This is a genomic window from Sphingopyxis sp. (assembly GCF_965227415.1).
GTDB lineage: Bacteria > Pseudomonadota > Alphaproteobacteria > Sphingomonadales > Sphingomonadaceae > Sphingopyxis.
In genome coordinates this window covers 2067719-2091468 of record NZ_OZ245749.1, presented here as the reverse complement: position 1 = coordinate 2091468, position 23750 = coordinate 2067719, and the positions used below count along the sequence as shown (strand labels likewise).

The following is a 23750-nucleotide window of genomic DNA, read 5'->3' as shown; positions in this document are numbered from 1 at the left end:
ACGACAGCATATTCGCAGGACGGATACGGGAATGGGAATCAGAACACGCATAACCGACTTGCTCGGGATCGAGCATCCGATCGTCCAGGGCGGCATGATGTGGGTGGGAACCGCAGAGATGGCTGCGGCGGTTTCCAATGCCGGTGGCCTCGGAATCATCACCGCGCTCACCCAGCCGTCTCCCGATGCGCTGCGCGCCGAGATCGAGAGATGCCGGGAGCTTACCGACAAGCCATTCGGCGTCAATTTGACGATCCTGCCGTCGATTAATCCCCCGCCCTATGCCGACTATCGCAAGGCGATCATCGACAGCGGCACCAGGATCGTCGAAACCGCAGGCTACAAGCCACAAGAGCATGTCGACGATTTCAAGGCGCATGGCATCATCGTGCTCCATAAGTGCACGGCTGTCCGGCACGCCCTCTCCGCCGAACGCATGGGCGTCGATGCCATTTCGATCGATGGCTTCGAATGCGCCGGGCATCCGGGCGAGGATGATATTCCCGGGCTTATCCTGATTCCCGCCGCTGCCGACAAGATCAAGGTTCCTATGCTCGCATCGGGCGGATTCGGCGATGGGCGCGGGCTGGTGGCAGCCTTGGCGCTCGGCGCTGACGGTATCAACATGGGGACGCGCTTCTGTGCGACCAAGGAAGCCCCCATCCACGACGATATCAAGCGCGCCATGGTCGATAACGACGAGAGGGGGACCGACCTGATCTTCCGCAGCTATCGCAACACCGCGCGCGTCGCAAAGAACAGCGTTTCAGCCGAAGTCATTGCGGCCGAACGGGAAGGAAAGCCCTTCGAAGCGATCGCGCATCTCGTCAAGGGCGCGCGCGGGAAGGAAGGGCTGGACCGCGGCGATCCCGATCATGGGATATGGACGGCTGGCATGGTTCAGGGTCTCATCCATGATATCCCGACGTGTCACGAACTCATCGACCGGATCATGGGCGAGGCCGAGTCGATCATCGCGAAGCGGCTGGCGGCGATGATGCCTGGAGCGCTCACGTCATGAACGTCGATTTCGATCCATCGCTCGAAGCGTTTCGCGAGGAAGTCTGCGCGTTTCTCGATACGGCACCCACCGACGCGATCCGCGAGGCGGGGCGGAAGACCACAAGCGTTTTCGCGCCGTTCGAGGCGACAATGGAATGGCACCGCCTTCTATATGCGCGCGGCTGGGCCGCCCCGGCCTGGCCCGTCGAATATGGCGGGACCGGTTGGTCGCTTGAGCAACGCTATATTTTCTCCGAGGAGCATTGGAAGCGCGATCTGCCGCCGCTCCTGCCCAACGGCCTGATCATGGTCGGCCCCCTGCTCATGGAGCTTGGCACGCCCGAACAAAAGCGCCAGCATCTCCCCGGGATCCTTTCGGGCAAGGATTACTGGACCCAGGGCTATTCCGAACCGAGTGCCGGTTCTGATCTTGCCGCCCTGTCATGCTCGGCCCTGGCCGACGGTGACGATTATATCATCAACGGCCAGAAGACATGGACGACCCTCGCCCACAAGGCCAACAAGATGTTCATGCTCGTGCGCACGAACCGGGACGGCAAGAAGCAGCAGGGCATTACCTTTCTCCTCCTCGACCGGACCGACTATCCCGGCATGCACATCCGTCCCATCATCGGCCTCGATGGTGTGGCCGAGCAATGCGAAGTATTTTTCGATAACGTCCGCGTCCCCCAGGCGGGCCGCGTGGGCGCCGAGAATGAAGGCTGGAGCGTCGCCAAGGCGCTGCTCAAGCATGAGCGGGGCGGCGCTGCGCATAGCCCGGCGATCAGGCGCAAACTCGATGCGATCCGGGCCGCGGCGAGGGATGCAACGGCGTCCTTTGGCGGACCCCTCAGCGAGGATCCGGTATTCCAGCGCGACCTTGGGGAACTCGAAGCCGAAGTCGCGTCCTTCGAGCATGTCGAGAAGCTGGTGCTAAGCGGCCACGCCCTCGCCGACGATCCCGCGATGCCGTCGCTCAACAAGGTGATGAGTTCGGAACTCTCGCAGCTGCTGTCGATCATGATGACGCGTGTTGCCGGGATCGACGCGCTGCCGTTGCAATTGGAAGCCCTTGAGGTCGGGTCCGGCGTTCAACCCCTGGGCGATCCCTTCAGCCTCGTGGCGATGCCCTATTATCTGAATACCCGGGCCGCTTCCATCTATGCCGGCAGCAACGAGGTCCAGCGGGACCTCATCTCCCGCAATCTCCAGACCCTTCGCGCCTGAGGCAGAGGCCATGAATTTCGAATTCTCCGATGAGCAGGTCATGCTCCGCGACAGCCTCTCCCGGCTGCTCGATCAGCGTTACGCCTTTGAATTGCGCCGACGCATCATGGCTGGTCAGGCGGAAACCGGAATCTGGAGCGAACTCGTCGATATGGGGATTGTCGCGATGCCGCTTCCCGAAGCCTGCGGGGGACTGGGCGGTTCGGCCTCCGACATTGTGGCGATATCGGAGCTCTTCGGTCGCCATCTGGTCATCGAGCCTTTGCTTCCCTCGGTGATCCTCACGGGCCGGGCGCTCGCTCGCTTCGATCCCGCGGGACCGGTGCCGCAATGGATTGCCGATATTGGCACCGGAGCTTTGCGCGGCGCCTTCGCCCATGAGGAAGGTAGCGGCACCGGCGCCTCTTCGACGCTGTCGACCAAACTCTATGAAGGTGAGGCCGGTCCGCGCATCCGGGGTAGCAAAAAACTCGTTCTTGGAGGCGGAGAAGCAGGGGTGCTGCTCATCTCGGCGCTCTCGGAGACGAAGGCGGTCTGCCTGGCCGCAGTGCCCGCCGATGCCGAAGGCATCGAAGTGCGGCGATATCGCGCGCTCGATGGCAGGCCCGTTGCGGATATCCTGCTCCATGACGTCGCGGTCGACAGGGCTGCCATCATGGCGGGCGCCGATGCGGAGCTGGAGGCCTTGCTCGCGGATGCCCGGCTCGCACTCGCCGCCGAAGCCGTCGGGGCCATGGCCGTCCTGATGGCAACCACCGCAGACTTCGCGGGCACGCGCGAGCAATTCGGTCGGCCGATCGGAAGCTTTCAAGCGATCGCGCACCGGCTCGCCGATATGAAGATTGCCTATGTCAAGGCGCGAGCGTCGCTTCTCTATATCGCGGCGCTGGCCGACAGCGGACGGGCAACGAGCCGGGATATTTCGGTATTGAAGGCGCAGGTTGGCAGGCTGGGGCGCGAGATCGCGCAGGGGGCCGTACAGATCCACGGCGGCATCGGCATGACCGACGAGCTTCCGGTCGGTCATTATCTCAAACATATTCTCACGATCGACGGTCTGTTCGGCAACACGGACTATCATCTGCGTGAAATCGGCAGGGTAGTCGCCGCTGCGTGAACAGGGGGGAAGCGTCAGCTTCCCGTTTCAGAAGCTATGGAAGGTACCAAAAATGACCAAGAGCTTACGCGCTGACACGATGGCCACCGATAGCGCTGCTCTCGAGCAGTTGCTACAGCGTCAGCGCAAGGCCCATATTGCGGACGGTCAGGCGAGCGCGGATTTGCGAATTGACCGGCTCGATCGCTGTGCTGCCTTGCTTCGCGACTATTCCGCGCGGTTCGAAGAGGCAATCAATGCCGATTTCGGCAACCGGTCGCGCCACGCATCGGCTATCACCGACATCATGAGTCCGCTTGGCGCGCTGCGCGACTGTCGGGCCAATCTGCGCAAATGGATGCGCAGCGAACGACGGCCGGTCGAACCGAGGTTGCTCGGCCTCTTCGGCGCCCGGTCGGAAATCCGGTTCCAGCCCAAAGGCGTGATCGGCATCATCGCGCCGTGGAACTTTCCGGTGGGTCTCGTCTTCTCTCCGCTTGCCGGCGTTCTGGCTGCCGGGAACCGGGCGCTGATCAAGCCGTCGGAATTCACGCCGCGAACGTCGGATCTGCTCCAGCAATCGATCGCCGAATATTTCGCGCCTGACGAGGTCGCGGTCGTGACAGGCGGTGCCGATGTGGGGGCCGCCTTCGCGGCGTTGCCCTTCGATCACCTGATATTCACCGGCGCCGGCTCGGTCGCAAAGCATGTGATGCGCGCTGCCGCGGAGAATCTCGTGCCCCTGACGCTCGAGCTTGGCGGGAAGAGCCCTGTGATCCTCGGTGCGAGCGTGGACATGCCCGTCGCCGCAGCGCGGATCATGGCCGGAAAAACCCTGAACGCCGGTCAAATATGCCTGGCGCCTGATCATATATTCGTGCCTCGTGGGCTACGCGACAGCTTTGTCACCGAGGCACGGCAGGCGACCGAGGCGATGTTCGGCTCCCTCAAGGATAATCCTGACTACACGGCCATGATATCGGACAGGCACTTCGAGCGCGTGCGCGGCTATGTCGCGGACGCGCGTGAGAAGGGTGCCACGATCGTCGAGATCAACCCCGCTGGCGAGACGTTCGAACAGCAGGAGCATCGCCGGATACCTCCGACACTCATTCTCGATGCGACCCGCGACATGGCGGTGATGCAGGACGAGATATTCGGGCCGCTTCTGCCGGTCGTTGCATATGACAGCGCCGAGGAGGTTGTGGCGGAGATCAATGCGCACGACCGGCCGCTTGCGCTTTACTATTTTGGATCGGAAGCGGGCGAACGCGATCGCATCATCGATGCCACGACCTCGGGCGGTGTGTGCGTCAATGACGTGATCATGCATTGCGCGCAGGAAAATCTGCCTTTCGGCGGCATCGGGCCTTCGGGTATGGGTGCCTATCACGGGATCGACGGCTTTCGCGAATTCAGCCATCGCAAGGCGATCCACACTCAGCTCGGCAGGGATCTGGGGCCGATGAAGCTTTTCAGGCCGCCCTATGGCGCCAAGCTTCGCGCCTTCGTCGACAAGCAGATCGGAGCGGGCGCCCGGTAGAAGGAGCTAGCCGTCGAATTTGAACACGCTGTCCGCGCGCGCCAGACCAATCGACTGATCGGGGACGCATTGGTACATGAGATATTCGACGGCCCTCCCGTCCCCCCGACCCTCGGCGACCGCCATCACATGGTTCAGCCAGGAATAGCGCGCGTGGCTGGTTTCGAAGCGGGGCTGCGTCGCAAAATAGGTCTCGCCGAAATCGACCGTCTCGCCGGCCTTGTATTTGGCCGCAGCCTGCGGCGTCGTGTTGGCGACCCCGAAATATTGGACGAAGATGTTCGCCATGTCGTGGGTGACGATGACGAGCCGAACGTCGATGTGAAAGACGCCCTCCTGGTCGATCAACTCGAACTCGCCTCCGACAGGCGCGACCGTGCCCTTGATACGTGGGCCTTCGACGGTGCCGCCGCCCAGCTGCCACACGTTGCGGCGACCCTTTGGTATCGGTCCGATCGGATAGCGGTTGCCCAGATCGACGCGCATGCGCAGCAGGGGTTCAAGGTGCATGCTCTTCTCCATCAAGTTGGAATGCTCGGCTGCTACGGGCTGTCGTTTGGAAGCGGGCAGCGTCGTATCCTAAGACGGGCCGCGATAATAATCAATTGACCAATTAACTTGCCACCTGACGTCCGCTTGCCTATCGATCGGTTTTAGGAAGACGCTGCGCGCGCAAGTGGCGAGCCGGACGTATAAGGATGGGAGACAGCTGAGATGAAAGGGACAGCAGCAGCGCAGACGCCCGTGATCATCGCCGTCGGCGAGATTGTGGATCGCCCGGATGACCCGGGCAAGGCGCTCGAACCTGTGGCGCTGATGGCAGAAGCGCTGCGCCGCGCGGCGGCGGAAACGCCGGCCGTTCTCGGCGCGCTGGACTCGATGGATCTCGTCGGACAGGTCACCTGGCGCTACCGCGACCCCGTAGCTCTTCTTTGCGAGAAGCTCTCGATCGGCCCCGCCCGTGCCCAAAATGCCAGCATGGGCGGCGAAACGCCTATTCGCCTCCTGCACGAGGCAGCACTCCGTATCGCGCGGGGTGACAGCGCCGTTGCCGCGATCGTGGGCGGTGAGGCCGTCAATGCGATGGGCAAGGCGCGCAAGGCCAAGGCGAAGCTCGACTGGACCCCGCTCGCTCCCAAAGAGGAAACCGTCGCGGTCGACTTCGCCTCGCTTCCGATGCGCAAGGCCTCGAAAAAGCTCGGAATGACTGCGCCCGTTCATATCTACCCGCTCTATGAGAACGCCTTCCAGGCCGCCCGCGGGCAGACCCCGGCCGAGGGCCGCGCCGCTGCCGCCGAACTCTGGGCGGACTATGCCAAGGTAGCCGCGTCCAATGAAACCGCATGGTTGCGTTCCGCGCCGGGAGCGGCAGAGATCGGCACGCCTTCGGAGAGCAACCGGCTGGTGGCCTTTCCCTATCCCAAGCTCATGGTCGCGAACCCTTCGGTCAACCAGGCGGCCGCGATCGTCGTGGCAAGCCTCGAATGGGCCCTCGCCAACGGGATTCCCGAAGAGCGGCTGATCTATATCTGGGATGGCGCGGCAGCGCAGGAGCCCGGGGATTATCTGGAACGCGACCGCTATGACCAGTCGACCGCGCAGCGCGTGGTTCTGGAGCAGGCAGTCGAGATCGCTGGCGGCGATGCCTCCGCGATCGATCTGGCGGAACTGTACAGCTGCTTTCCGATTGTGCCCAAGATGGCGCTCAAGACGCTGAAGCTGCGGCCGGACGTCAAGCCGACGGTGACCGGCGGGCTGACCTTCTTTGGCGGCCCGATGAACAATTATATGAGCCACGGCGTCTGCGCGATGGTCCGGGAGCTGCGGGCCGGAAAGGGAACCACAGGCCTTCTCTACGGCCAGGGTGGCGTCGTATCCAAACATCATGCGCTGTTGATCTCGACGCGGCCCCCGGAAAAGACTTTGAGCCCGGACTATTCGGTTCAGGCCAGGGCGGACGCGTTGCGCGGCTCCGTGCCCGAATTTACAGAGACCTATGAGGGCGCTGCCACCGTCGAAACGCACACGATCATTTATACGCCGAAGGGCGAGGTCCTCCACGGCGTCGTGATCGCGCGCACCGCAGATGGCCAGCGAACGATCGCGAAGGTGCGGCGTGACGATGATCGATCGATCTTGGTCCTCTCCTCGCTCGACGCCAATCCCATCGGCACGTCCGGCCATATCCGCACCGATGCCTTTGGCGCCCGGATATGGGAGGCAGGCGAGAAGCGCGACCGGCGCGCGGCACCGCGCCGCTTCTGTCTCGTCGAGCGCGACGGGCCGATCACTCTGGTCACGATCAACCGCCCCGACGCGATGAATGCGTTGACGCCATATGCGAACGAGGAGCTGGCCGAGGTTTTCGACGACTTCCAGGCTGATCCCGATCAGTGGGTGGCCATCCTGACGGGGGCCGGTGACAAGGCCTTTTCGTCGGGTAATGACCTCAAGTTCACCGCGCAGTCGATGGCTGCGGGTTTGCCGCTCGAGACACCGACCAAGGGATTTGCCGGCCTCACCGCGCGCTGGGACAACAACAAGCCCGTCATCGCCGCGGTAAATGGTATTGCCATGGGTGGCGGCTTCGAGATTGCATTGGCCTGCGACCTCATCATCGCGGCCGAAGGCGCCGTTTTCGCTCTTCCCGAGCCCAAGGTTGGCCTCGCCGCTCTTGCGGGGGGGCTCCACCGTCTGCCTCGGCAGATCGGCCTCAAGCAGGCCATGGGCATGATCCTCACCGCCCGCCGCGTATCGGCCGCTGAAGGTCTGTCGCTTGGCTTCGTCAATGAAGTGGTGCCGCAAGACGAACTGCTCGCAGCGGCGCGGCGTTGGGCCGATGACATCGCCGCGTGCAGCCCGATGTCGATCCGGGCTTCGAAGGAGGCCGTCATGAAAGGCTTGGACGAAAGCGACCTCGCGGCCGCCTATGGGAACCAGACGCGATATCCGGCGATCGGAGCGCTCTTCCGGTCGGACGATGTGCGCGAGGGGCCGCTCGCGTTCGCCCAGAAGCGGCCACCGGTCTGGAAGGGCCGATAGGTTTCTCGGGGTCTGCCGGGAAGGAGAGGGGGAATGGGTGTGGCGACAGCTTTTGATCTGACCGGGCGCGTGGCGCTCGTGACCGGCGCTTCGTCCGGACTTGGCGCGGGCTTTGCGCGCGTGCTCGCTGAGGCCGGCGCTAAGGTGGTCCTTGCGGCGCGGCGTGTCGACCGGCTCGAGGCAGAGGTCGATGCGATCAGGGGGCAGGGCGGCGAGGCGCTCGCCGTGGCCCTCGATGTCACGGACGAAGCCTCGACAATAGCGGCCTATGATGCAGCCGAGGCAGCTTTCGGAACTGTCGACACGATTGTCGCCAATGCGGGTATCGCGAGCGATAACGCGGCCCTGCACCTCACCGCCTCGCATGTCGACGATCTGCTCGCTGTCAACGTCCGGGGCGCCTTCCTGACCGCCACCGAAGGAGCGCGGCGGCTCGTGGCAGCGGGAAGCCGCGAGCGCGAGCATGGCCGAGTCGTCATCATCGGCTCCATTACGGCCGAGCGGGCGCTGCCCGCGGCGTCCGTTTACGGCGCGACCAAGGCCGCTGCGCGCCATATGGCCAAGGCATTTGCGCGCGAATGGGCGCGGCGCGGCATCAATGTGAATGTCATCCAGCCTGGCTATTTTGAGTCCGAGATGACGGCGGAGATGGTCGGAAGCGAAGCGGGGCAGGCATATATCGCTTCCTTTCCGCGCGCCCGCTTGCGCCCGGCGAGCGATCTCCACGCGCCGTTGCTGTTTCTCTGCTCGGACGCATCGCTCGGGATAACCGGTACGGTCATCACCGTCGATGATGGACAATCGCTATGAGACATCCTTGCGACTTGCCTCTCCCGCTTTGGCTCCGGAGGTCGTTAAGCATGCGGTCAGCGCAGGAACTGGCCGTCGTCGACCTTGAGGATCGTCCCGGTGACCGCTTCCGAGGCGGGCGACACCAAATAGAGCAAGCTTGAGTCAAGTTGCTCCGGCAAACCCAGCCGCTTGCGCGGAAAGGTGCCGATAAAGGCGTCGCCGGTCCGGGACCGCATCCCGTCCATCATCTCGGAATCGAACGAGCCCGGGGCAATGCAATTGACGTTGATATGAAAGCGCGCCCATTCGATCGCCAGGGCTTCGCTCATCCGCACGACCGCAGCCTTGCTCGTCGCGTAAAGGGCGGCGCCCTGCCTGGGCGCCACAAAGGCCGCTATCGAGGCTATATTGACGATCCGCCCATGTTGCCTGGCCTCGATGAGCCGCGTTGCAACCTCGCGCGCGAAGAGGAAGGGCGCACGCACGTTCACGTCGAGCACGCGATCGATGAGATCGAGCGGCATGCGCGTTGCGAGCTGCGCATCGGGAATGCCGGCGTTGTTGATGAGGATCCCGGTTGGTCCGAACGCCGCCTGCGCCTTGTCGACCGCCTCGACGATTTGCCCCGGGTCAGCGACATCGGCTGCGACGGCGGTCGCTCTGCCGCCCGCCGTCTCTATCTCGGCGACCAGCGCTTCGAGGCGTTCGATACGTCGGCCGACGACCGTAACGGCGGCACCCGCCGCTGCGAGCGTTTTGGCAAAGCGGTAGCCGAGCCCCGACGAGGCCCCGGTGACGATAGCAGACTGGCCCGCGAGAAGCGAGGCATCCTTCGGAGCGGCGGTCATCGCGATGCGGCTCCGGCAGCCTTGTCCCTAGCCCAATATTCGTCGCGGATGAGGCGTTTGTAGAGCTTGCCGGTGTCGAGCCGGGGGAGCGCTTTCGAGAAGTCGATCTGACGAGGTGCCTTGACGTGACTGAGCTTCTCGCGCGCGAGCGCCATGAGTTCGGCCGCAAGCGCGTCACCGGCGTCGGACCAATGGACGGGCTGAACGACCGCGATCACGCGCTCGCCCATCTCTTCGTCCGGTCCGCCGATCACGGCGACGTCCGCGACCTTTGGATGTGTCACCAGCAGATTCTCGATCTCCTGTGGATAGATGTTCACCCCACCCGAGATGATCATGAAGCTCTTGCGGTCGGTGAGATAGAGATAGCCTTCCTCGTCGACCCAGCCGATGTCGCCGAGCGTCGTCCATCCCTCCGCATGCCGCGACTCGTCGGTCTTGGCCGCGTCGTTGTGATACTCGAACCGCGGCCCGCCGCTGAAATAGATCGTGCCTTCCTGCCGAGGCGGAAGCTCCCGCCCTTCTTCGTCGCAAATGTGGAGCTTCGTCGTCAGGGGCCTGCCGACCGAGCCCTTGTGAGCGAGCCACTCCTGAGGCCCGATGAAGGTCCCGCCATTGCCTTCGGATCCACTGTAATATTCATGAATGATCGGACCGAACCAGTCCATCATCGCTTCCTTGACCGGGACCGGGCAGGGGGCGGCGGCGTGGACCACGGTGCTCAGCGACGAGACGTCATGGGCGGCGCGCTCGCCCTCCGGCATCTTGAGCATGCGGATGAAATGGGTCGGCACGAATTGCGCAATCGTCACCTTGTATCGCGCGATGGCGGCGAGCGCCGTCTCGGGTGCAAAGCGCTCCATGAGAACGACGGTGGCGCCAAGGCGCATCATCGCCATCGTCCAGCGGAGCGGTGCCGCATGATAAATGGGTGCAGGGCAGAGATAGATGCTGTCCGCCGACGCGCCGTAGAGTTGCGTCGCCACCATGACGACCGAGTCCGGCTTGTCGATGGCCTCGCCGCAGATCGGGCTCGGCTTGATGCCTTTCGGCCGTCCCGTCGTGCCCGACGAATAGAGCATGTCATAGCCCGCCTGTTCGTCGGCGACCGGGACTGGGGGCATTGCACTGCGCTCGGACTCGAAATCGAGATAGCCTGCGATCCGGCCGCCTGTTGCGAACAGGTCGATATCGAGGTCGCGTCGCGCGATTTCCGCCGCGACCTCGCCTTGCGCGGCCGAAATGATGAAGATCCGGGCGCCGCTGTCGCGCAATATATATTCGACTTCGTCAGCCTGGAGCTTGTTGGAGATGGTGACGAAGTAGAGGCCTGCACGCTGGGCAGCCCAGGCGATCTCGTAAAAAGCGGGCGAATTGGGAAGGCACATCGCGATCGTCGAGCCGGGAGCCAGTCCGAGGGCCCTAAATAGCTGCGCGCCCTGGTTCGAGCGGCGGTCGAGATCGGAATAGCGCAGCGCCTCGCCCGTTTCGGCCATGATCAGGGCGGGCTTGTGGGGCGTCGAGCGGGCATGGATCGAGGGATGCATAGTGTCCGTCCTCTCAGGGGATCATCACGGCCTTCACGCACCGTCCGGCGTGCTGGTCGGCAATGGCTTCGTTGATCTGCGATAGCGGATATCTGCGAACGAGACGGTCGAAAGGCAGCTCTCCCGCCTTGTAGAGCTCGATCATGCGCGGGATGAACATATCGGGTAGGCTATCGCCTTCGATGATGCCCATCACGATATGACCCGCACCGACCAGTTGGTTGATCGAAAGACCCAGCCGATCGTCGGCGGGGCTTGCGATTCCGACAAGTCCGAAGGTCGCGCGCGGCGCCAATGCAGTCATCGCGGATTCGATGACCTCTCGCCGGCCTGTCGTGTCGAACGCATAATCGACCCCGACCGGGACGATTTCGCGGATTGCCGTCGCAAAGTCGGCGGAGGCCGGATCGATGACGTGCGTCGCACCAAGTTCGAGCGCCAGGGCCCGGCGTTCCTCCCGCGGCTCGACAACGAGGATGGTGGCACATTCCTGGACCTTGGCGCCGAGGACCGCACTCAGCCCCACCGCGCCGGCGCCGATCACAAGAAGCGACGAGCCTTTGGGGCAGGCGAGCGAGTTCATCACCGCGCCCACGCCCGTCTGGACACCGCAACCCAGCGGGCCAAGCAACTCGATCGGCAGCGCTGGGTCGACGCGGACGGTGTTGCGTTCATTGGCAAGTGCATAGGATGCGAATGACGACTGGCCGAAGAAGTTCGCACTTGCGGGTTCTTCGCCGACACAGAGCGTCCGGCTTCCGTCCACTCGGCAGCCGCCATAGTTCATTTGTGCGAAGCGAACACAATAGGCCGGCCGGCCCTCATCGCACCGGGGGCATTCGCCGCAGCTGTTGAAGGTCAGTACGACATGATCGCCAGGGCGCACCTTCGACACCCCCTCGCCGACGCGCTCGACGATACCCGACCCTTCATGGCCAAGCACCGCCGGCGCCTTCATGATCTGGAGACTTCCGCCAAAGGCAAGGTCGGTATGGCAGAGGCCGACGCCCGCTATGCGGACCAATATCTCGCCCGGCCGCGGATCTTCGAGCATGATATCCTCGATATCCCACCGGCCTCCCGGGGTGCGGGCTACCGCGGCGACTGCTTGCTTGGCCATGCTCCATCTCCCACGCGCCGTCGCCGTTCGTCCATTGTCGAAAGGGGCGGCGGCGATCATTATTCGCGTGGAATTATCAATTGGCAAAAAAATAATCAATCAACTAATGAAATTCTCTGATGCTCGTGATGGGGCGCTGACGCGAAGAGTGTGAGGGAGACTGACGGTGGCCGGGGACGCGTTTCGTGAGGATATTTTCAAGAACAGGACATTGTTCGTCGCCGGAGGGTCAGGCGGCATCAATCTCGCGATTGCTGGGCGATTCGCCGAACTCGGGGCGAACATAAGCCTCATAAGCCGCGATGCCGAGCGGGTGAGTGCAGCCGCCAGGAGCATTTCCGGGTGGTGCGCGGGCAATGGGGCTCGCCGCCGATGTTCGCGATTTCGAGGCGGTGGACGCAGCCTTCGCTGCGACGGTCGAACGGTTCGGGGAGATCGACTTCGTCGTTTCCGGTGCCGCTGGAAATTTTCTGGCACCGGTGATTGGCATGTCCGCAAACGCGTTCAAGACGGTCATAGACATCGACCTTCTGGGCACTTTCAACGTGATGCGCGCCGCGTTCGACCATTTGCGCAAACCTGGCGCGTCGCTCATCGCGATTACGGCGGGGCAAGCCGTTCGCCCGACGATGTTCCAGGCGCATGCCGGCGCGGCAAAGGCAGGGATCAACAATCTGACCCAGACGCTCGCGATGGAGTGGGGGCCAGCCGGCGTTCGCGTAAACGCCATCGCTCCGGGGCCAATCGGCCATACCGAAGGCATGCGCAGGCTGACCCCATCGGAGGCTGCGACCGCGGCGTTGAAGAAACGGATTCCGCTGCGCGACTATGGCGTCAAGCGCGACATCGCCGATCTCGCGGTATTTCTTTGCACCCCCAATGCAAAATATATCACCGGAGCAATTCTCGATTGTGACGGAGGTTCTGTGCTCGGTGACGCGTCGGCAGACGCCCTCACTGTCCCGCCGCGATAGGCAAGGACCGGTCAGCCTTCGAGGAGGTTGTCCTGTAGCCGGCCAAGATCGCTATCCGAGAGGCCGAGGACGTCCTTCGCGAAGCTGGATATCGAGCCATGCCGCCACTCCAGTTCGCGAAAGGCAGCCTCGATATAGCTGCGATCGGCGCGCATAAGGATTTCGAGCGCATCGGGCGCCAGACGTTCCATCCACTTTCCTTGCATGCCCGCCGCCGCCGCACTCGCGGTCAGGCGTTTCCAGTCGAGCAGTTCGGCCGTCTTGCAATAGTCCGCGATGATATATTCCCGGCGAATTCCGATGAGATCGAGCAATAGTGCGATGGCGATGCCGGTGCGGTCCTTCCCGGCCGAGCAGTGGATGAGCACCGGCAGGCTGCCTGCGGCGATATGGCGATACAGGCTGGCGAGATGCGTCGCGTGCCTGTCGGCCAGGCTTCGGTAGAAATGCCGCACTGCTTCGGCATAATCATCGGGCTTGAGGTCGCGCGCAAACAACCGCTGATCGCCTGAAAGATCGATATCGCCCTCGTCCCAGACCAAGGTAGTGCGCTTTTCCGCAAAAGCCGGAACGGTCGGATGGAGCGCGCGCTCGCTGGCCAGGCGCAGGTCTGCGATCGTGGAAATCGCGTCGAGCGATTCGTTGCGGATATCGTCGCTCGTCAACTCGTCCAGCCGGGCGGACCGCCATATCAGCCGTCGCTTCAAAACCCTGCCATCGCGGGCCGGATAGCCGCCGACCTCCCGAAAGTTCTGGCCGCCGGCAAGTGCGACCAGCCGGTCCTCTTCGATCACGACAGTCTCGGTCATATGATATCCCACAAAAAGGTGCGCCCGTGCGCCGCGTTTATCAACCAGTCTCGGGTTTCCAATATGTGACGCCATTCCCTTCGACTTTGGCGTCATCGCCCGGTGCCCGGGCTCCATCCCCGCTCATGCCAGACCGGAAGAACCCGCCCCAGCCTTATTATGTGATTGATTAATTGATTGTGCAACCCGGTCGGGGGATGCTAGCTCACCGGATCAGCAATGGAAAAGGTCCGCGGATGACAGGCAAGCCGCTTCGCGTTCAGGTCGAAAGCGCCGAAGACGTAGCCGTCGTGCGCTTCGCCAATCCGCCGCACGGCACCATCTCGAACGGCGGTGCGGCGGACCTTGTCGCGGCGATCAGGCCCCTCCTCGCGGCGGCCGAAACACGAGCGATCATTCTCACAGGCGGTCAGGACGGCATCTTCATCCGCCACGCCGACGTCCGGCAAATTGCAACTTCGCTTGAACGCGTAGGCATGGGAAGCGTCGATCCGCAAGCCTTTGCGACCAGCGCATTCGCCGAACTCGGCGCGATTCTCGACGCCGCCGAAAAGCCGGTGATCGCCGCGATCGACGGTCTGTGCATGGGCGGCGGCTTCGAAATTGCACTCGCCTGCACCATGCGGATCGCATCGCCCGCCGCCACCGCGATCGGCCTTCCCGAAATTCGCCTCGACATCTTCCCCGGCGGAGGGGGAACGCAGCGGCTGTCGCGACTGGTCGGACGCCATCGGGCCCGCCTGTTCATGCTCCGCGGCGACGTCATGACGGCCAGCCAGGCGCTGGCGGCCGGCCTTGTCGATGAAGTGGTCCCCTGTGCGCTCGATCGTGCCCTCGAATTGGCCGGCATGTTCGCCGGCCGTTCGACCGCCGCGGTGTCCGCGATCCTGCGCCTGACGGCCACTGACGAAGACCGGGAGAGGCTGGCCGCGGAAGCTTGCCGGTTTGGCGAGCTTGGCCTCACCGGCGAGGCGCTGCCGGAGGCGCTCTTCCAGTTCGCAGAAGGCGATGTCGGACTTGAAACGATGCGATGAAGGGGCTGTGCGCAGCGTCAGGCGTCAGGCGTCAGGCGTCAGGGCTCCGGCGAAACTCTGACGACGAGCTTTCCGTCGTTGCCCCCTGTAAACAGCAGGTCGAGCGCGACCACCGCCTCCTCGAGCCCGTCGACGACATGATCCTTCCAGGCAAGCCGGCCCTCGGCAATCCACGACGAGAGGTCGGCGAATGCTCCAGGCGCCTGGCGAAGATAATCGATCACGATGAAGCCTCGAACGGTCAGGCGCTGCATGAGGATTCGCCCGAAGTCGCGCGGCCCCGGCATTGGCCCGTCCTCATTGTAGGCGGAGATCATTCCGCACAGCGCCATGCGGCCATCCTTGCGGAGACGCGAGAAAACGGCATCCATGATCGGACCGCCGACATTTTCGAAATTCATGTCGATACCTGTCGGGTACAGCCGGTCGAGCGCGACACCGACATCCTCGTTGCGATAGTCGATCGCCGAATCAAACCCCAGCGTCTCGGTAAGCCAGCCGCATTTTTCCGGGCCGCCGGCAATCCCGACCACTTGCGCGCCCTTGATGCGGCCGATTTGACCGACGATCGAGCCGACGGCACCCGCCGCCGCGGACACCGCCAGGACTTCGCCTTCCCGAGGCTTGCAGATGTCCAGCAGCCCGAAATAGGCCGTCAGTCCCGTCGCCCCGAGGACCGACAAATAGGCCGTCAGCGGAACTCCAGCCTGCGGCGCGATACGACGCGATCCGCGCTCATTCGCTATCGAGTAAAGCTCCCAACCGCCGGTCGATGGCAGGACGAGGTCCCCGACGCGAAAGCGGTCCGAGCGCGAAGCCTCGACGACCCCGATCGTGCCGCCGCGCATGACGTCGCCCACACCGACCGGAGGCAGATATTGGTCGCGATCGCTCATCCAGAGCCGGTTCGTCGGATCAAGCGAAAGATAGAGGTTGCGAACCAATATCTCTCCGTCCGCGAGCGGGCCTATGGGCGTTTCCCGCAGTTCCAGGTCCGCAGCGCCAGGCGCGCCTTGCGGACGGCGCTTCAATATCCATTGGCGGTTCTTCATATCCTATCTCCTTAAGCGCGGGACAGCGACCAGAGCCAATTCCCATCCGGGGCGCGCGGCGACCCTTTCACAAGAAAGTCTGACCATGATTGCCATCAAATTCTGCCTGCGGCGGTTGCCCGCTCTCACATTGTCCGAATTTCAGGACTATTGGCTCAATCAACATGCACCGCTTGTTCGCAGCGTTGCCGAGACGCTTGGCATCCGCCGCTATGTCCAGTCGCACGCCCTTGACGACGACGGGCTTACCCGTGCTTTGGCTGGCCGCGGCTGCGAGCTTCCGCCCTACGACGGTATTGCCGAGCTTTGGTACGATAGCGCGGCTGCCGTGCGAGCGGCGGGTATGACCGAGGCAGGACGCGCCGCAGGCAGGCTGCTGCTCGCCGACGAGAAAAGGTTCATCGACCTTCCCAACTCGCCCATCTTCTGGGTTCAGGGGCACGACATCATCAGCAATGGATAGCGGCGGGCGAATGCGCCGCCCGCCGCTATTTGTTATCGGCTCCAATCCGTCAGCCAAAGCTTCGACGTCAAAGCCTTTCGATGATGATCGCCGGCGCCATGCCGCCGGCGGCGCACATGGTGACCAGGCCATAGCGGCCGCCCGAGCGTTCGAGTTCGTCGAGCGCGGTGCCGATCAGGATCGAGCCGGTCGCGCCGATCGGGTGACCGAGCGCCATCGAACCGCCGTTGATGTTGACCTTTTCACGATCCAGATCCAGGTCGCGGATGAACTTCTCGGCAACGACCGAGAAGGCCTCGTTGATTTCCCAGACGTCGATGTCGTCCTTGGTCAGCCCCGCCTTTTCGAGCACCTTCTTCGCCGCCGGGGCCGGGGCGTTGAGCATCAGCGTCGGGTCGTCGCCGATATTGGCATAAGCGACGATGCGCGCGCGCGGGGTCAGGCCGTTCTTCTCGGCATAGGCTTGCGACGTGAGCAGGATCGCCGCGGCGCCGTCGACGACGCCCGACGAATTGCCCGCATGATGGAAATGCTGGATTTCGAGGTCGGGATAGCGGCGGTTGATCTGCTTGCGGAAGGTCACCCCGCCGCCAAGATCGAAATCGGCCAGGCCGCTGAAGCTGGGCTTCAGCGCGGCAAGCCCTTCGGCGGTCGTTTCGGGGCGCGGAAACTCCTCGCGGTCGAGCGCAACGCTGCCGTCTGGGTTAAGGACGGGGACGACCGACTTGCTGAAACGGCCTTCCTTGATCGCCTTGTCGGCGCGCTGCTGGCTGACGAGCGCGAGCGCATCGAGAGCCTCGCGGCTGATGCCTTCCATCGTCGCGATCGCGTCGCCGCAAATTCCCTGGTGCGATTGCGGGTGGAGCGTGTCGAGCGCTTCATGACCCGATCCCATCATCTGGGGGGCAAGGCCGGCGTTGGCCTGCTCAGCGGCGTGGCTGGCGGTAAAGCTCATCATTTCGGTGCCGCCGGCGATCACGCAATCTTCCATACCCGACATCACCGACGCCGCCGCGAAGTTCACCGAACTGATGCCGCCGCCGCAGAAGCGGTCGAGCGTCGTGCCGCTCGCCTTGATGTCATAGCCCGCCGAAAGCGCCGCCATGCGGCCGAGGTCACCGCCCTGCTTGCCGACCTGGCTCGACGTCGACCAGACGATGTCGTCGACCGTTGATGTGTCGAGATTATTGCGGTCGCGGATCGCAGCGAGCACCGTCGCGGCAAGATGCTGCGGGTGAAGGTGCGAAAGCGCGCCCTTGCCGGGCTTGCCGATCCCGCGCGGGGTGCGGACGGCGTCGATGATATAGGCTTCAGTCATGAAAGCATCCTTGCAAGAAGTTGGTCCGATCCAGAATTAGTCGAGCGATTAATTTAATCCCTCGCTTCGATCAAGCGAATTGGTCGGTGCGGACGGAGGGCTCGGGAGCCCGACCGGCAGCGAGGCTGCATGCAAAAAACGCTTGCCTCGTCGCATAATCAATTGAATGATTAAATAGAGCCAATTGTTTGCGGCCACCTGATGGGAGAAAATCCGGATGAGCTTTTTCGATAGCTTCACGATGACGATCGGCGGCAAGGCCGTCTCGTCGAGCGAGACGATCGATGTCATCAATCCGGCAACCGAGGAGATCGTTGCCAAAGCTCCCGACTGCTCGGAAAAGCAGTTGGATGACGCCGTGGCCGCCGCCCGCGCGGCCTTTCCCGGCTGGCGTGCTACACCGATCGAGGAGCGGCGGCGCGCGGTGGCCAGGATTGGCGAGGTTCTGACCGAGCACCAGGCCGACTTCGCCCGTCTGTTTACGCTTGAGCAGGGACGCCCGCTCGACGGCGCGGCGCAGGAGATCGCCTTCGCCGCCTATTGGGCCAATGAGGTATCGAAGCAGGACATTCCGGTTACCGTCACCGAGGATAGCGCTTCAAAACGGTCCGAAACGCGCCACGTCCCGCTCGGGGTGGTCGCGGGCATCGTACCCTGGAACTTCCCGGTCAATCTCGCCGTATGGAAGATCGCACCGGCGCTGCTTACCGGCAATACCCTGGTGCTCAAGCCTTCGCCCTTTACACCGCTCACGATGCTCAAGTTGGCCGAGCTTCTTCGCGAGCATCTTCCGCCAGGCGTGTTCAACGTGATCAGCGGCGGCGATCGCCTTGGCCCTTGGCTGACCGCGCATGAGGGCATCGACAAGATCAGTTTCACAGGCTCGACCGCGACTGGCAAGCGCGTCATGGAAACCGCGTCCAAAGGCCTCAAGCGGGTGACCCTTGAGCTCGGGGGCAATGATGCGGCAATTGTCATGCCCGATGTGGCGCTGGATGAGGTGGCCGACAAGCTCTTCTTCTCGGCCTTCGCGAACAGCGGCCAGATCTGCATCGCGACGAAGCGGATGTATGTGCACGAAGATGTGTATGACAAGGTGGCGGATGCACTTGTCGCGCGCGCGCGCGCCGCGAAGGTCGGCGACGGGCTCGACCAGGGAAGCAATTTCGGACCGATCCAGAACCGCCCCCAGTTCGAACGTGTCAAGAATCTCATCGAGGACGCCAAGCAGCAGGGGCTGCGCTTCCTTGCCGGCGGCGACGTTCCCGAAGGAACTGGCTTCTTCGTACCACTCGCGATCGTCGACAACCCACCCGAGGATAGCCGCGTGGTGCAGGAGGAGGCTTTTGGCCCGGTCCTCCCGCTGCTGAAGTTCCGCGACATCGACGAGGTGGTCGCTCGTGCCAACGCCTGCGAATATGGTCTCGGCGGCTCGATCTGGTCAGCCGACACGGAGGCCGCAGCGGACATCGCGTCGCGTCTCGAGACGGGAACCGTGTGGATCAACGACACGCTCTACATCATGCCCTGGACGCCCTTCGCGGGTCACAAGCAATCGGGGATCGGCGTCGAGAACGGCAAGGAGGGACTGCTCGAGTTCACGGTGCCCCAGACGATTACGATCGCCAAATAGGTCCAGCGGAGCTTGGCGTCGGTCTCGGCGCGAGGGGGCAGAATCGTGCGGCTGCGGCTGGAGGCGCCACGCCTGGGCCGCGGCGCCTTGCGTCCTTCCCGCGGAGCTCAACCGGGGCGGCGCGCCGTCAGTTCGCGCGCGGGTCGGCCGAGATTCCCCTGATAAGGTTGTTGCAGAGCTCCGATACGTAGCGGCGTTTGAGATCGTCGTTGATCTCCTCAAGGCCGAACACATGTCGCGCCTGGTGGCGTGAATGGAACAGCTGGTCGCAGGCCCCGACGATCATGAAATAGAAGACCAGAGGATCGACCTCGCGGAAGATGCCCTTGGCCCGGCCTTCTTCCAGAATCGCGCGCTGCGCCTTGGCGACCGGCAGGCTGATTTCCTCGGCGATCTGCTTGCCATAATCGCCCGACGGCTCGTTGGCCAGCTCGTGCATCAGCCGGTTGACATAGGGATATTGATAATAGGTGTTGACCATGCCGCTGATGTGGATGCGCAACTTGTCCTGCGGCGAAATATCCATTTTCAGCAGCTGCTGCAGGTCCGCCATTCCCTGACCCAGGCGGCGGCGAAGCAGCGCCATCAGCATGCCCGCCTTGTTGCCGAAATAATATTTGACCAGCGCAGAATTGACCCCGCTCCGCGCAGCAATTTCGCTCAACGAAATATCGGTCGTACCCCGCTCGGCCATCAATTGTCCCGCCGCTTCCAGCAGTCGCTCGCGAGACTCCGCTGTCGACGAACCGCCTTCCGCCTCGATCTGCACCTTCATTCGTCACTCCCTGTGGTCGTCCCGGCACGACCATCCCCTGCAATCGGCCCGCCGCAGCTTGCGGCTAGCCGTTCGGATATGGCGTAAATTAATTGATCGAACAATATATTCACACGCCCTGTGGCGGCGGCGCTGGTCCTATTTGCCAGCCGGTCCAGGCGATAACCTCCACAGCGTTCGCCAGATATAGATGGGCTGCGCGACGCTTGCCTGAAATTATCTATGCGATTAATTGCTGGTCCATCGCAATTGAAAAAGTGAGGAGAGTGAGGCCATGGACCTGAAGTTCAGCCGCGCCGACAGGGCGTTCCAGGCCGAGGTTCGCCGCTTCTTCGAAACCGAGTTCCCGCCTTCTGTCCTGAACAAGGTTCGCACCGGTCAGTTTCTCGGCCGTCAGGATTATGAAGCCGCACAGCAGGCGCTCCAGGCCCGTGGCTGGTTGGCTGCCAGCTGGCCCCGCGAGTTCGGAGGCACGGGATGGACGCCGGTCGAACGCTATCTGTTCGAAGAGGAAATGGAGCTGGCGGGCGCGCCGAACCTGGTTCCGATGGGCCTCATCTATATCGGGCCGATCATCTGTGCGTTCGGCACGCCCGAACAACAGCAGCGCTGGCTGCCCGACATCCTCTCGTCGCGCTCCTTCTGGGCGCAAGGCTATTCGGAACCCGACGCGGGGTCCGACCTCGCCAGTCTCGCCTTTTCGGCGGTACGCGATGGCGACGATTATATTCTGAATGGCTCCAAGATATGGACAAGCGGCGCCCACATCGCGGACTGGATTTTCTGCCTCTGCCGGACCTCGCACGAAGAAAGAAAGCAGGACGGCATATCGCTCATCTGCGCCCCGATGAATTGCGAAGGCATCAGCGTGCGGCCGATCGTTTCGATCGATGGCGCGCATGAGCTGAACCAGGTCTTCTTTACCGACGTCCGTGTTCCCGCCGCAAACCGCATCGGGGAGGAGGGGCGCGCGTGGCATTATGCAAACGTCCTTCTCAAGAATGAGCGCCTCTCTTACGCGCATGTTGGCCGCAAGAAGCGCGACCTTGCGACCCTCCGCACGATGGTCGCGGGCGACCGCGCCTTCGCCCGGCGGCTTGCCGATGCAGAATTTACGGTGATGGTGCTCGAACAGCAGGTTCTGAAGGCACTTGTGCATGGAAGCGATGCCGCCACCGTCGCAAGTCTGAAGATCGGTTGCACGCAGGCCGCGCAGTTGATCACCGAGCTGTATATCGACCGGGCAGGGGAATATGCGGCGCCCTTTTTCGATCGCTCTCGTTCCGACTGGCATGAGGCGACGCCGCTCATTCCCGAGTTTGCCGCGGTCGCCACGGCTTCCTATTTCTTCGAGCGCGCGCAAACGATCTACGGGGGGACCACGGAAATTCAGAAGAATCTGGTCTGGCGCGCCATCGACTCCGCTCGCTGAGCGTCGGTCGCGCTCCGTGCCGTCATGTTTCGGCGCATGTCACGCCGGGAGGCGCGACGGTTCAGCTTGATCGCGCATCATTAATTGGGTAATTAAAATGCTGTGACTTTACGGTATGGCAGCGAGAATAGCATATGATGGGAATGGCGGACGGCAAGGCGATGCTTACGGGCTTGAAGGTCGTCGATCTCACAACCGTCGTCTTCGGACCCTATTGCACCCATATTCTCGCTGAGCTCGGCGCCGACGTCATCAAGGTCGAAGTGCCGGGAAGCGGGGACTCTTTTCGCTGGTCGGGCAAGGCGGCCGCGACCCACGGCATGGCGCCTGCTTTCATGGCAATCAACGGCAGCAAGCAATCGATCGCCCTCGATCTCAAGACCGCTGCCGACCTCGAGACGATGAAGAAGCTTCTGTCGGATGCGGATGTGTTCGTTCTCAATGTCAGGGGCAAAGCCGCCGAACGTCTCGGCTTGGACTATGAAGCGGTAAAGGCGATCAAGCCCGATATCATTTATGCGCATTGCGTCGGCTTCGGTCAGGATGGCCCCTATGCCGATCTACAGGCCTATGACGACGTCATCCAGGCAGCGTCGGGGACGGCAACGCTTCTCCCCCGCGTCGATGGCGATCCGCGCGCGCGCTATCTGCCCTCGCTGATCGCCGACAAGGTCGCCGGTCTTCATGGGGCGCACGCGGTGCTCGCCGCCATTATCCATCACATGCGGACTGGCGAGGGTCAGCTCGTTGAAATTCCGATGTTCGAGGTCTTCACCAATTTCATGCTGCTTGAGCATCTCGGCGGTCTGGCCTTCGACCCTCCCAATGCTCCGGTTGGCTATTTTCGCCAGATCGATCCCGATCGCCAGCCTTTCCCGACCTCCGACGGCTACGTGAGCATCGTCGCTTACACCGACGAAAGCTGGTCGCGGATATTCGAACTGCTTGGCAATCCGGGCTTCCTCGATCAGGACGCGTTCGCAACCCGCAAGGCGCGGGGGCGCAATCTCCCGCTCCTTTACCGCGAAATAGCAAGGTTGACGCCAGGCTTCACGACCGCCGACCTCGTTGCGCGCTGCCATGCCGCGCAAATCCCGGCTCAGCCTGTCCGTGACCTCGCCGACATCATGAATGATCCGCATCTTGCCGCCACCGGCTTCTTCGAAGCCTATGAGCATCCCACCGAAGGACGGTGCTTCCGGATGGGGCATCCTGTCCGCTTTGGCGTATCGCTGGGAGGAGCCGGCAAGGTCGCCCCGGCGATAGGCGAACAGAGCGAAGAAATCCGCCGATCCATCTCCGGATGACCGCTTTTGGTGCGGGCCTCGAATCCCGCATCCGAAGCCAGATTCCGCGCGATGACGGCATTGTGTGAAGCCACCGCCCGAAACAAGGGCGGGGCAAGGAGCAGGAGAGAAGATCATGCGCGCCAGACTGCGCCAAGAGGCTGACTGTATTGCGGTTTACGCCGTCACCTTCCTCGTTTGGGGCGCCATTTTGATGACGATCGCCGCCAAGCTCTGACCTTGCCGCGCAAGGCTCGCACTCCCGGCAAGATCGATGCGGCTTGATCGCGCCGCTGCGCCGGCCAAACCGGCACACCGCCGTGCGATTGGCTCATTGCCCCATGGAGAGTTTGAGCTGGGCTCCGGTAATGCTCGCCGCCTCGTCTGAAAGCAGAAAGGCGACGACGCGAGCGGCCGCCTGGGGCGAAATCCAGTCGCTCAGGTCAGCATCCGGCATGTCCGCCCGGTTCGCCGGCGTACCGATGATGGACGGCAGCACTGCGTTCTTTGCCATCGTCGGTAGTCAGAAAGGACGCGCGCAACTGGCCGTTGTCAAAACGGGCCTGTGCCGAAATCATGCTTCCTTTGATGATCGCAGAGGCGTTTTCGGGACCGAGGTTCGATGCGCGCCTCGGCGTTTGTACGTAACCCTGTGCGGCAAAGATACATCCAGTTCCGGTGCCAGTTGGAGTTGCACATCTCCCGATCAAACGCATGATCGCGGTCACGCCACATTTGCAGGCGTGTGACCGGGTTC

19 protein-coding genes and 2 pseudogenes are annotated in these 23750 nt (G+C 63.0%); 12 read left to right on the top strand and 9 right to left on the bottom strand.

Features of this window, described 5'->3' with window-relative positions; all coding sequences use genetic code 11:
• Nucleotides 1–31 precede the first annotated feature (31 nt).
• The 4 genes from ACO055_RS10245 to ACO055_RS10230 are packed head-to-tail and all read left to right on the top strand — an operon-like array spanning nt 32 to nt 4868.
• On the top strand, nt 32–1021 hold the full coding sequence (locus tag ACO055_RS10245) for an NAD(P)H-dependent flavin oxidoreductase (protein WP_105998669.1): 990 nt from the start codon (nt 32–34) through the stop codon (nt 1019–1021).
• Nucleotides 1018–2229 carry an acyl-CoA dehydrogenase family protein gene (locus ACO055_RS10240; protein ID WP_105998668.1) on the top strand — a complete coding sequence of 404 codons (1212 nt, stop codon included), beginning with the start codon at nt 1018–1020 and terminating at the stop codon, nt 2227–2229. Before ACO055_RS10245 ends, ACO055_RS10240 begins: the two co-directional genes overlap by 4 nt.
• A gap of 10 nt (nt 2230–2239) precedes the next feature.
• Nucleotides 2240–3346, top strand: coding sequence for an acyl-CoA dehydrogenase family protein (locus ACO055_RS10235; protein WP_158258025.1), 1107 nt, complete (start codon nt 2240–2242; stop codon nt 3344–3346).
• 52 nt (nt 3347–3398) lie between these two features.
• Nucleotides 3399–4868 carry a coniferyl aldehyde dehydrogenase gene (locus tag ACO055_RS10230; protein WP_054586688.1) on the top strand — a complete coding sequence of 490 codons (1470 nt, stop codon included), beginning with the start codon at nt 3399–3401 and terminating at the stop codon, nt 4866–4868.
• 6 nt (nt 4869–4874) lie between these two features.
• On the opposite strand, the gene ACO055_RS10225 is transcribed toward ACO055_RS10230, so the two are convergent.
• A complete protein-coding gene (locus ACO055_RS10225; RefSeq protein WP_054586689.1) occupies nt 4875–5378 on the bottom strand; it encodes a DUF3237 domain-containing protein in 504 nt (167 codons plus the stop codon).
• A gap of 204 nt (nt 5379–5582) precedes the next feature.
• Between ACO055_RS10225 and ACO055_RS10220 the strand changes: the two genes are divergently transcribed.
• Together ACO055_RS10220 and ACO055_RS10215 are read left to right on the top strand one after the other, a co-directional pair.
• A complete protein-coding gene (locus ACO055_RS10220; RefSeq protein WP_058537082.1) occupies nt 5583–7910 on the top strand; it encodes an enoyl-CoA hydratase-related protein in 2328 nt (775 codons plus the stop codon).
• Nucleotides 7911–7943: 33 nt separating this feature from the next.
• A complete protein-coding gene (locus ACO055_RS10215; RefSeq protein WP_054586691.1) occupies nt 7944–8720 on the top strand; it encodes an SDR family NAD(P)-dependent oxidoreductase in 777 nt (258 codons plus the stop codon).
• 56 nt (nt 8721–8776) lie between these two features.
• Here ACO055_RS10215 and ACO055_RS10210 read toward each other — a convergent pair whose 3' ends face one another.
• The 3 genes from ACO055_RS10210 to ACO055_RS10200 are packed head-to-tail and all read right to left on the bottom strand — an operon-like array spanning nt 8777 to nt 12217.
• Nucleotides 8777–9550 (bottom strand): SDR family NAD(P)-dependent oxidoreductase, encoded by a 774-nt coding sequence (locus ACO055_RS10210; protein WP_058537081.1) that lies wholly within the window; start codon nt 9548–9550, stop codon nt 8777–8779.
• Nucleotides 9547–11097: an acyl-CoA synthetase gene (locus tag ACO055_RS10205; protein WP_058537080.1), complete on the bottom strand. Its 1551-nt coding sequence runs from the start codon at nt 11095–11097 to the stop codon at nt 9547–9549. Before ACO055_RS10205 ends, ACO055_RS10210 begins: the two co-directional genes overlap by 4 nt.
• 13 nt (nt 11098–11110) lie before the next feature.
• The gene (locus ACO055_RS10200; protein WP_058537079.1) at nt 11111–12217 is read right to left on the bottom strand and encodes an NAD(P)-dependent alcohol dehydrogenase; all 1107 of its coding nucleotides are present in this window, start codon (nt 12215–12217) and stop codon (nt 11111–11113) included.
• A gap of 166 nt (nt 12218–12383) precedes the next feature.
• On the opposite strand from ACO055_RS10200, the pseudogene ACO055_RS10195 reads away from it, so the two are divergent.
• A pseudogene (locus ACO055_RS10195) lies at nt 12384–13191 on the top strand (SDR family oxidoreductase).
• An 11-nt stretch (nt 13192–13202) separates the two neighbouring features.
• Here the strand turns inward: ACO055_RS10195 and ACO055_RS10190 are convergent.
• Nucleotides 13203–14000, bottom strand: a complete 798-nt coding sequence (locus ACO055_RS10190) for a tyrosine-protein phosphatase (RefSeq protein ID WP_054586696.1) — start codon at nt 13998–14000, stop codon at nt 13203–13205.
• A gap of 236 nt (nt 14001–14236) precedes the next feature.
• On the opposite strand from ACO055_RS10190, the gene ACO055_RS10185 reads away from it, so the two are divergent.
• A complete protein-coding gene (locus ACO055_RS10185) occupies nt 14237–15034 on the top strand; it encodes an enoyl-CoA hydratase/isomerase family protein (protein WP_422058790.1) in 798 nt (265 codons plus the stop codon).
• Between the two features lie 38 nt (nt 15035–15072).
• Here ACO055_RS10185 and ACO055_RS10180 read toward each other — a convergent pair whose 3' ends face one another.
• Entirely contained in the window at nt 15073–16086 is a 1014-nt protein-coding gene (locus ACO055_RS10180; protein WP_422058789.1) for an NADP-dependent oxidoreductase, read from the bottom strand.
• A gap of 85 nt (nt 16087–16171) precedes the next feature.
• Here ACO055_RS10180 and ACO055_RS10175 point away from each other — a divergent pair, with 85 nt between their 5' ends.
• Nucleotides 16172–16549 carry an EthD domain-containing protein gene (locus ACO055_RS10175; RefSeq protein WP_054586699.1) on the top strand — a complete coding sequence of 126 codons (378 nt, stop codon included), beginning with the start codon at nt 16172–16174 and terminating at the stop codon, nt 16547–16549.
• Between the two features lie 67 nt (nt 16550–16616).
• On the opposite strand, the gene ACO055_RS10170 is transcribed toward ACO055_RS10175, so the two are convergent.
• The gene (locus tag ACO055_RS10170) at nt 16617–17867 is read right to left on the bottom strand and encodes an acetyl-CoA C-acetyltransferase (protein ID WP_054586700.1); all 1251 of its coding nucleotides are present in this window, start codon (nt 17865–17867) and stop codon (nt 16617–16619) included.
• Between the two features lie 217 nt (nt 17868–18084).
• Here ACO055_RS10170 and ACO055_RS10165 point away from each other — a divergent pair, with 217 nt between their 5' ends.
• Nucleotides 18085–19500, top strand: a complete 1416-nt coding sequence (locus ACO055_RS10165; protein WP_088473837.1) for an aldehyde dehydrogenase family protein — start codon at nt 18085–18087, stop codon at nt 19498–19500.
• 127 nt (nt 19501–19627) lie between these two features.
• Here ACO055_RS10165 and ACO055_RS10160 read toward each other — a convergent pair whose 3' ends face one another.
• Entirely contained in the window at nt 19628–20275 is a 648-nt protein-coding gene (locus ACO055_RS10160) for a TetR family transcriptional regulator (protein ID WP_054586702.1), read from the bottom strand.
• Nucleotides 20276–20549: 274 nt separating this feature from the next.
• Between ACO055_RS10160 and ACO055_RS10155 the strand changes: the two genes are divergently transcribed.
• Together ACO055_RS10155 and ACO055_RS10150 are read left to right on the top strand one after the other, a co-directional pair.
• Nucleotides 20550–21707, top strand: a complete 1158-nt coding sequence (locus tag ACO055_RS10155; RefSeq protein ID WP_088473838.1) for an acyl-CoA dehydrogenase family protein — start codon at nt 20550–20552, stop codon at nt 21705–21707.
• Between the two features lie 134 nt (nt 21708–21841).
• Nucleotides 21842–23014, top strand: coding sequence for a CaiB/BaiF CoA transferase family protein (locus ACO055_RS10150; RefSeq protein ID WP_231732804.1), 1173 nt, complete (start codon nt 21842–21844; stop codon nt 23012–23014).
• Nucleotides 23015–23324: 310 nt separating this feature from the next.
• On the opposite strand, the pseudogene ACO055_RS10145 reads toward ACO055_RS10150, so the two are convergent.
• Nucleotides 23325–23498: pseudogene (locus ACO055_RS10145) on the bottom strand (NAD-dependent oxidoreductase); the annotation flags it as partial.
• Nucleotides 23499–23750: the final 252 nt, after the last annotated feature.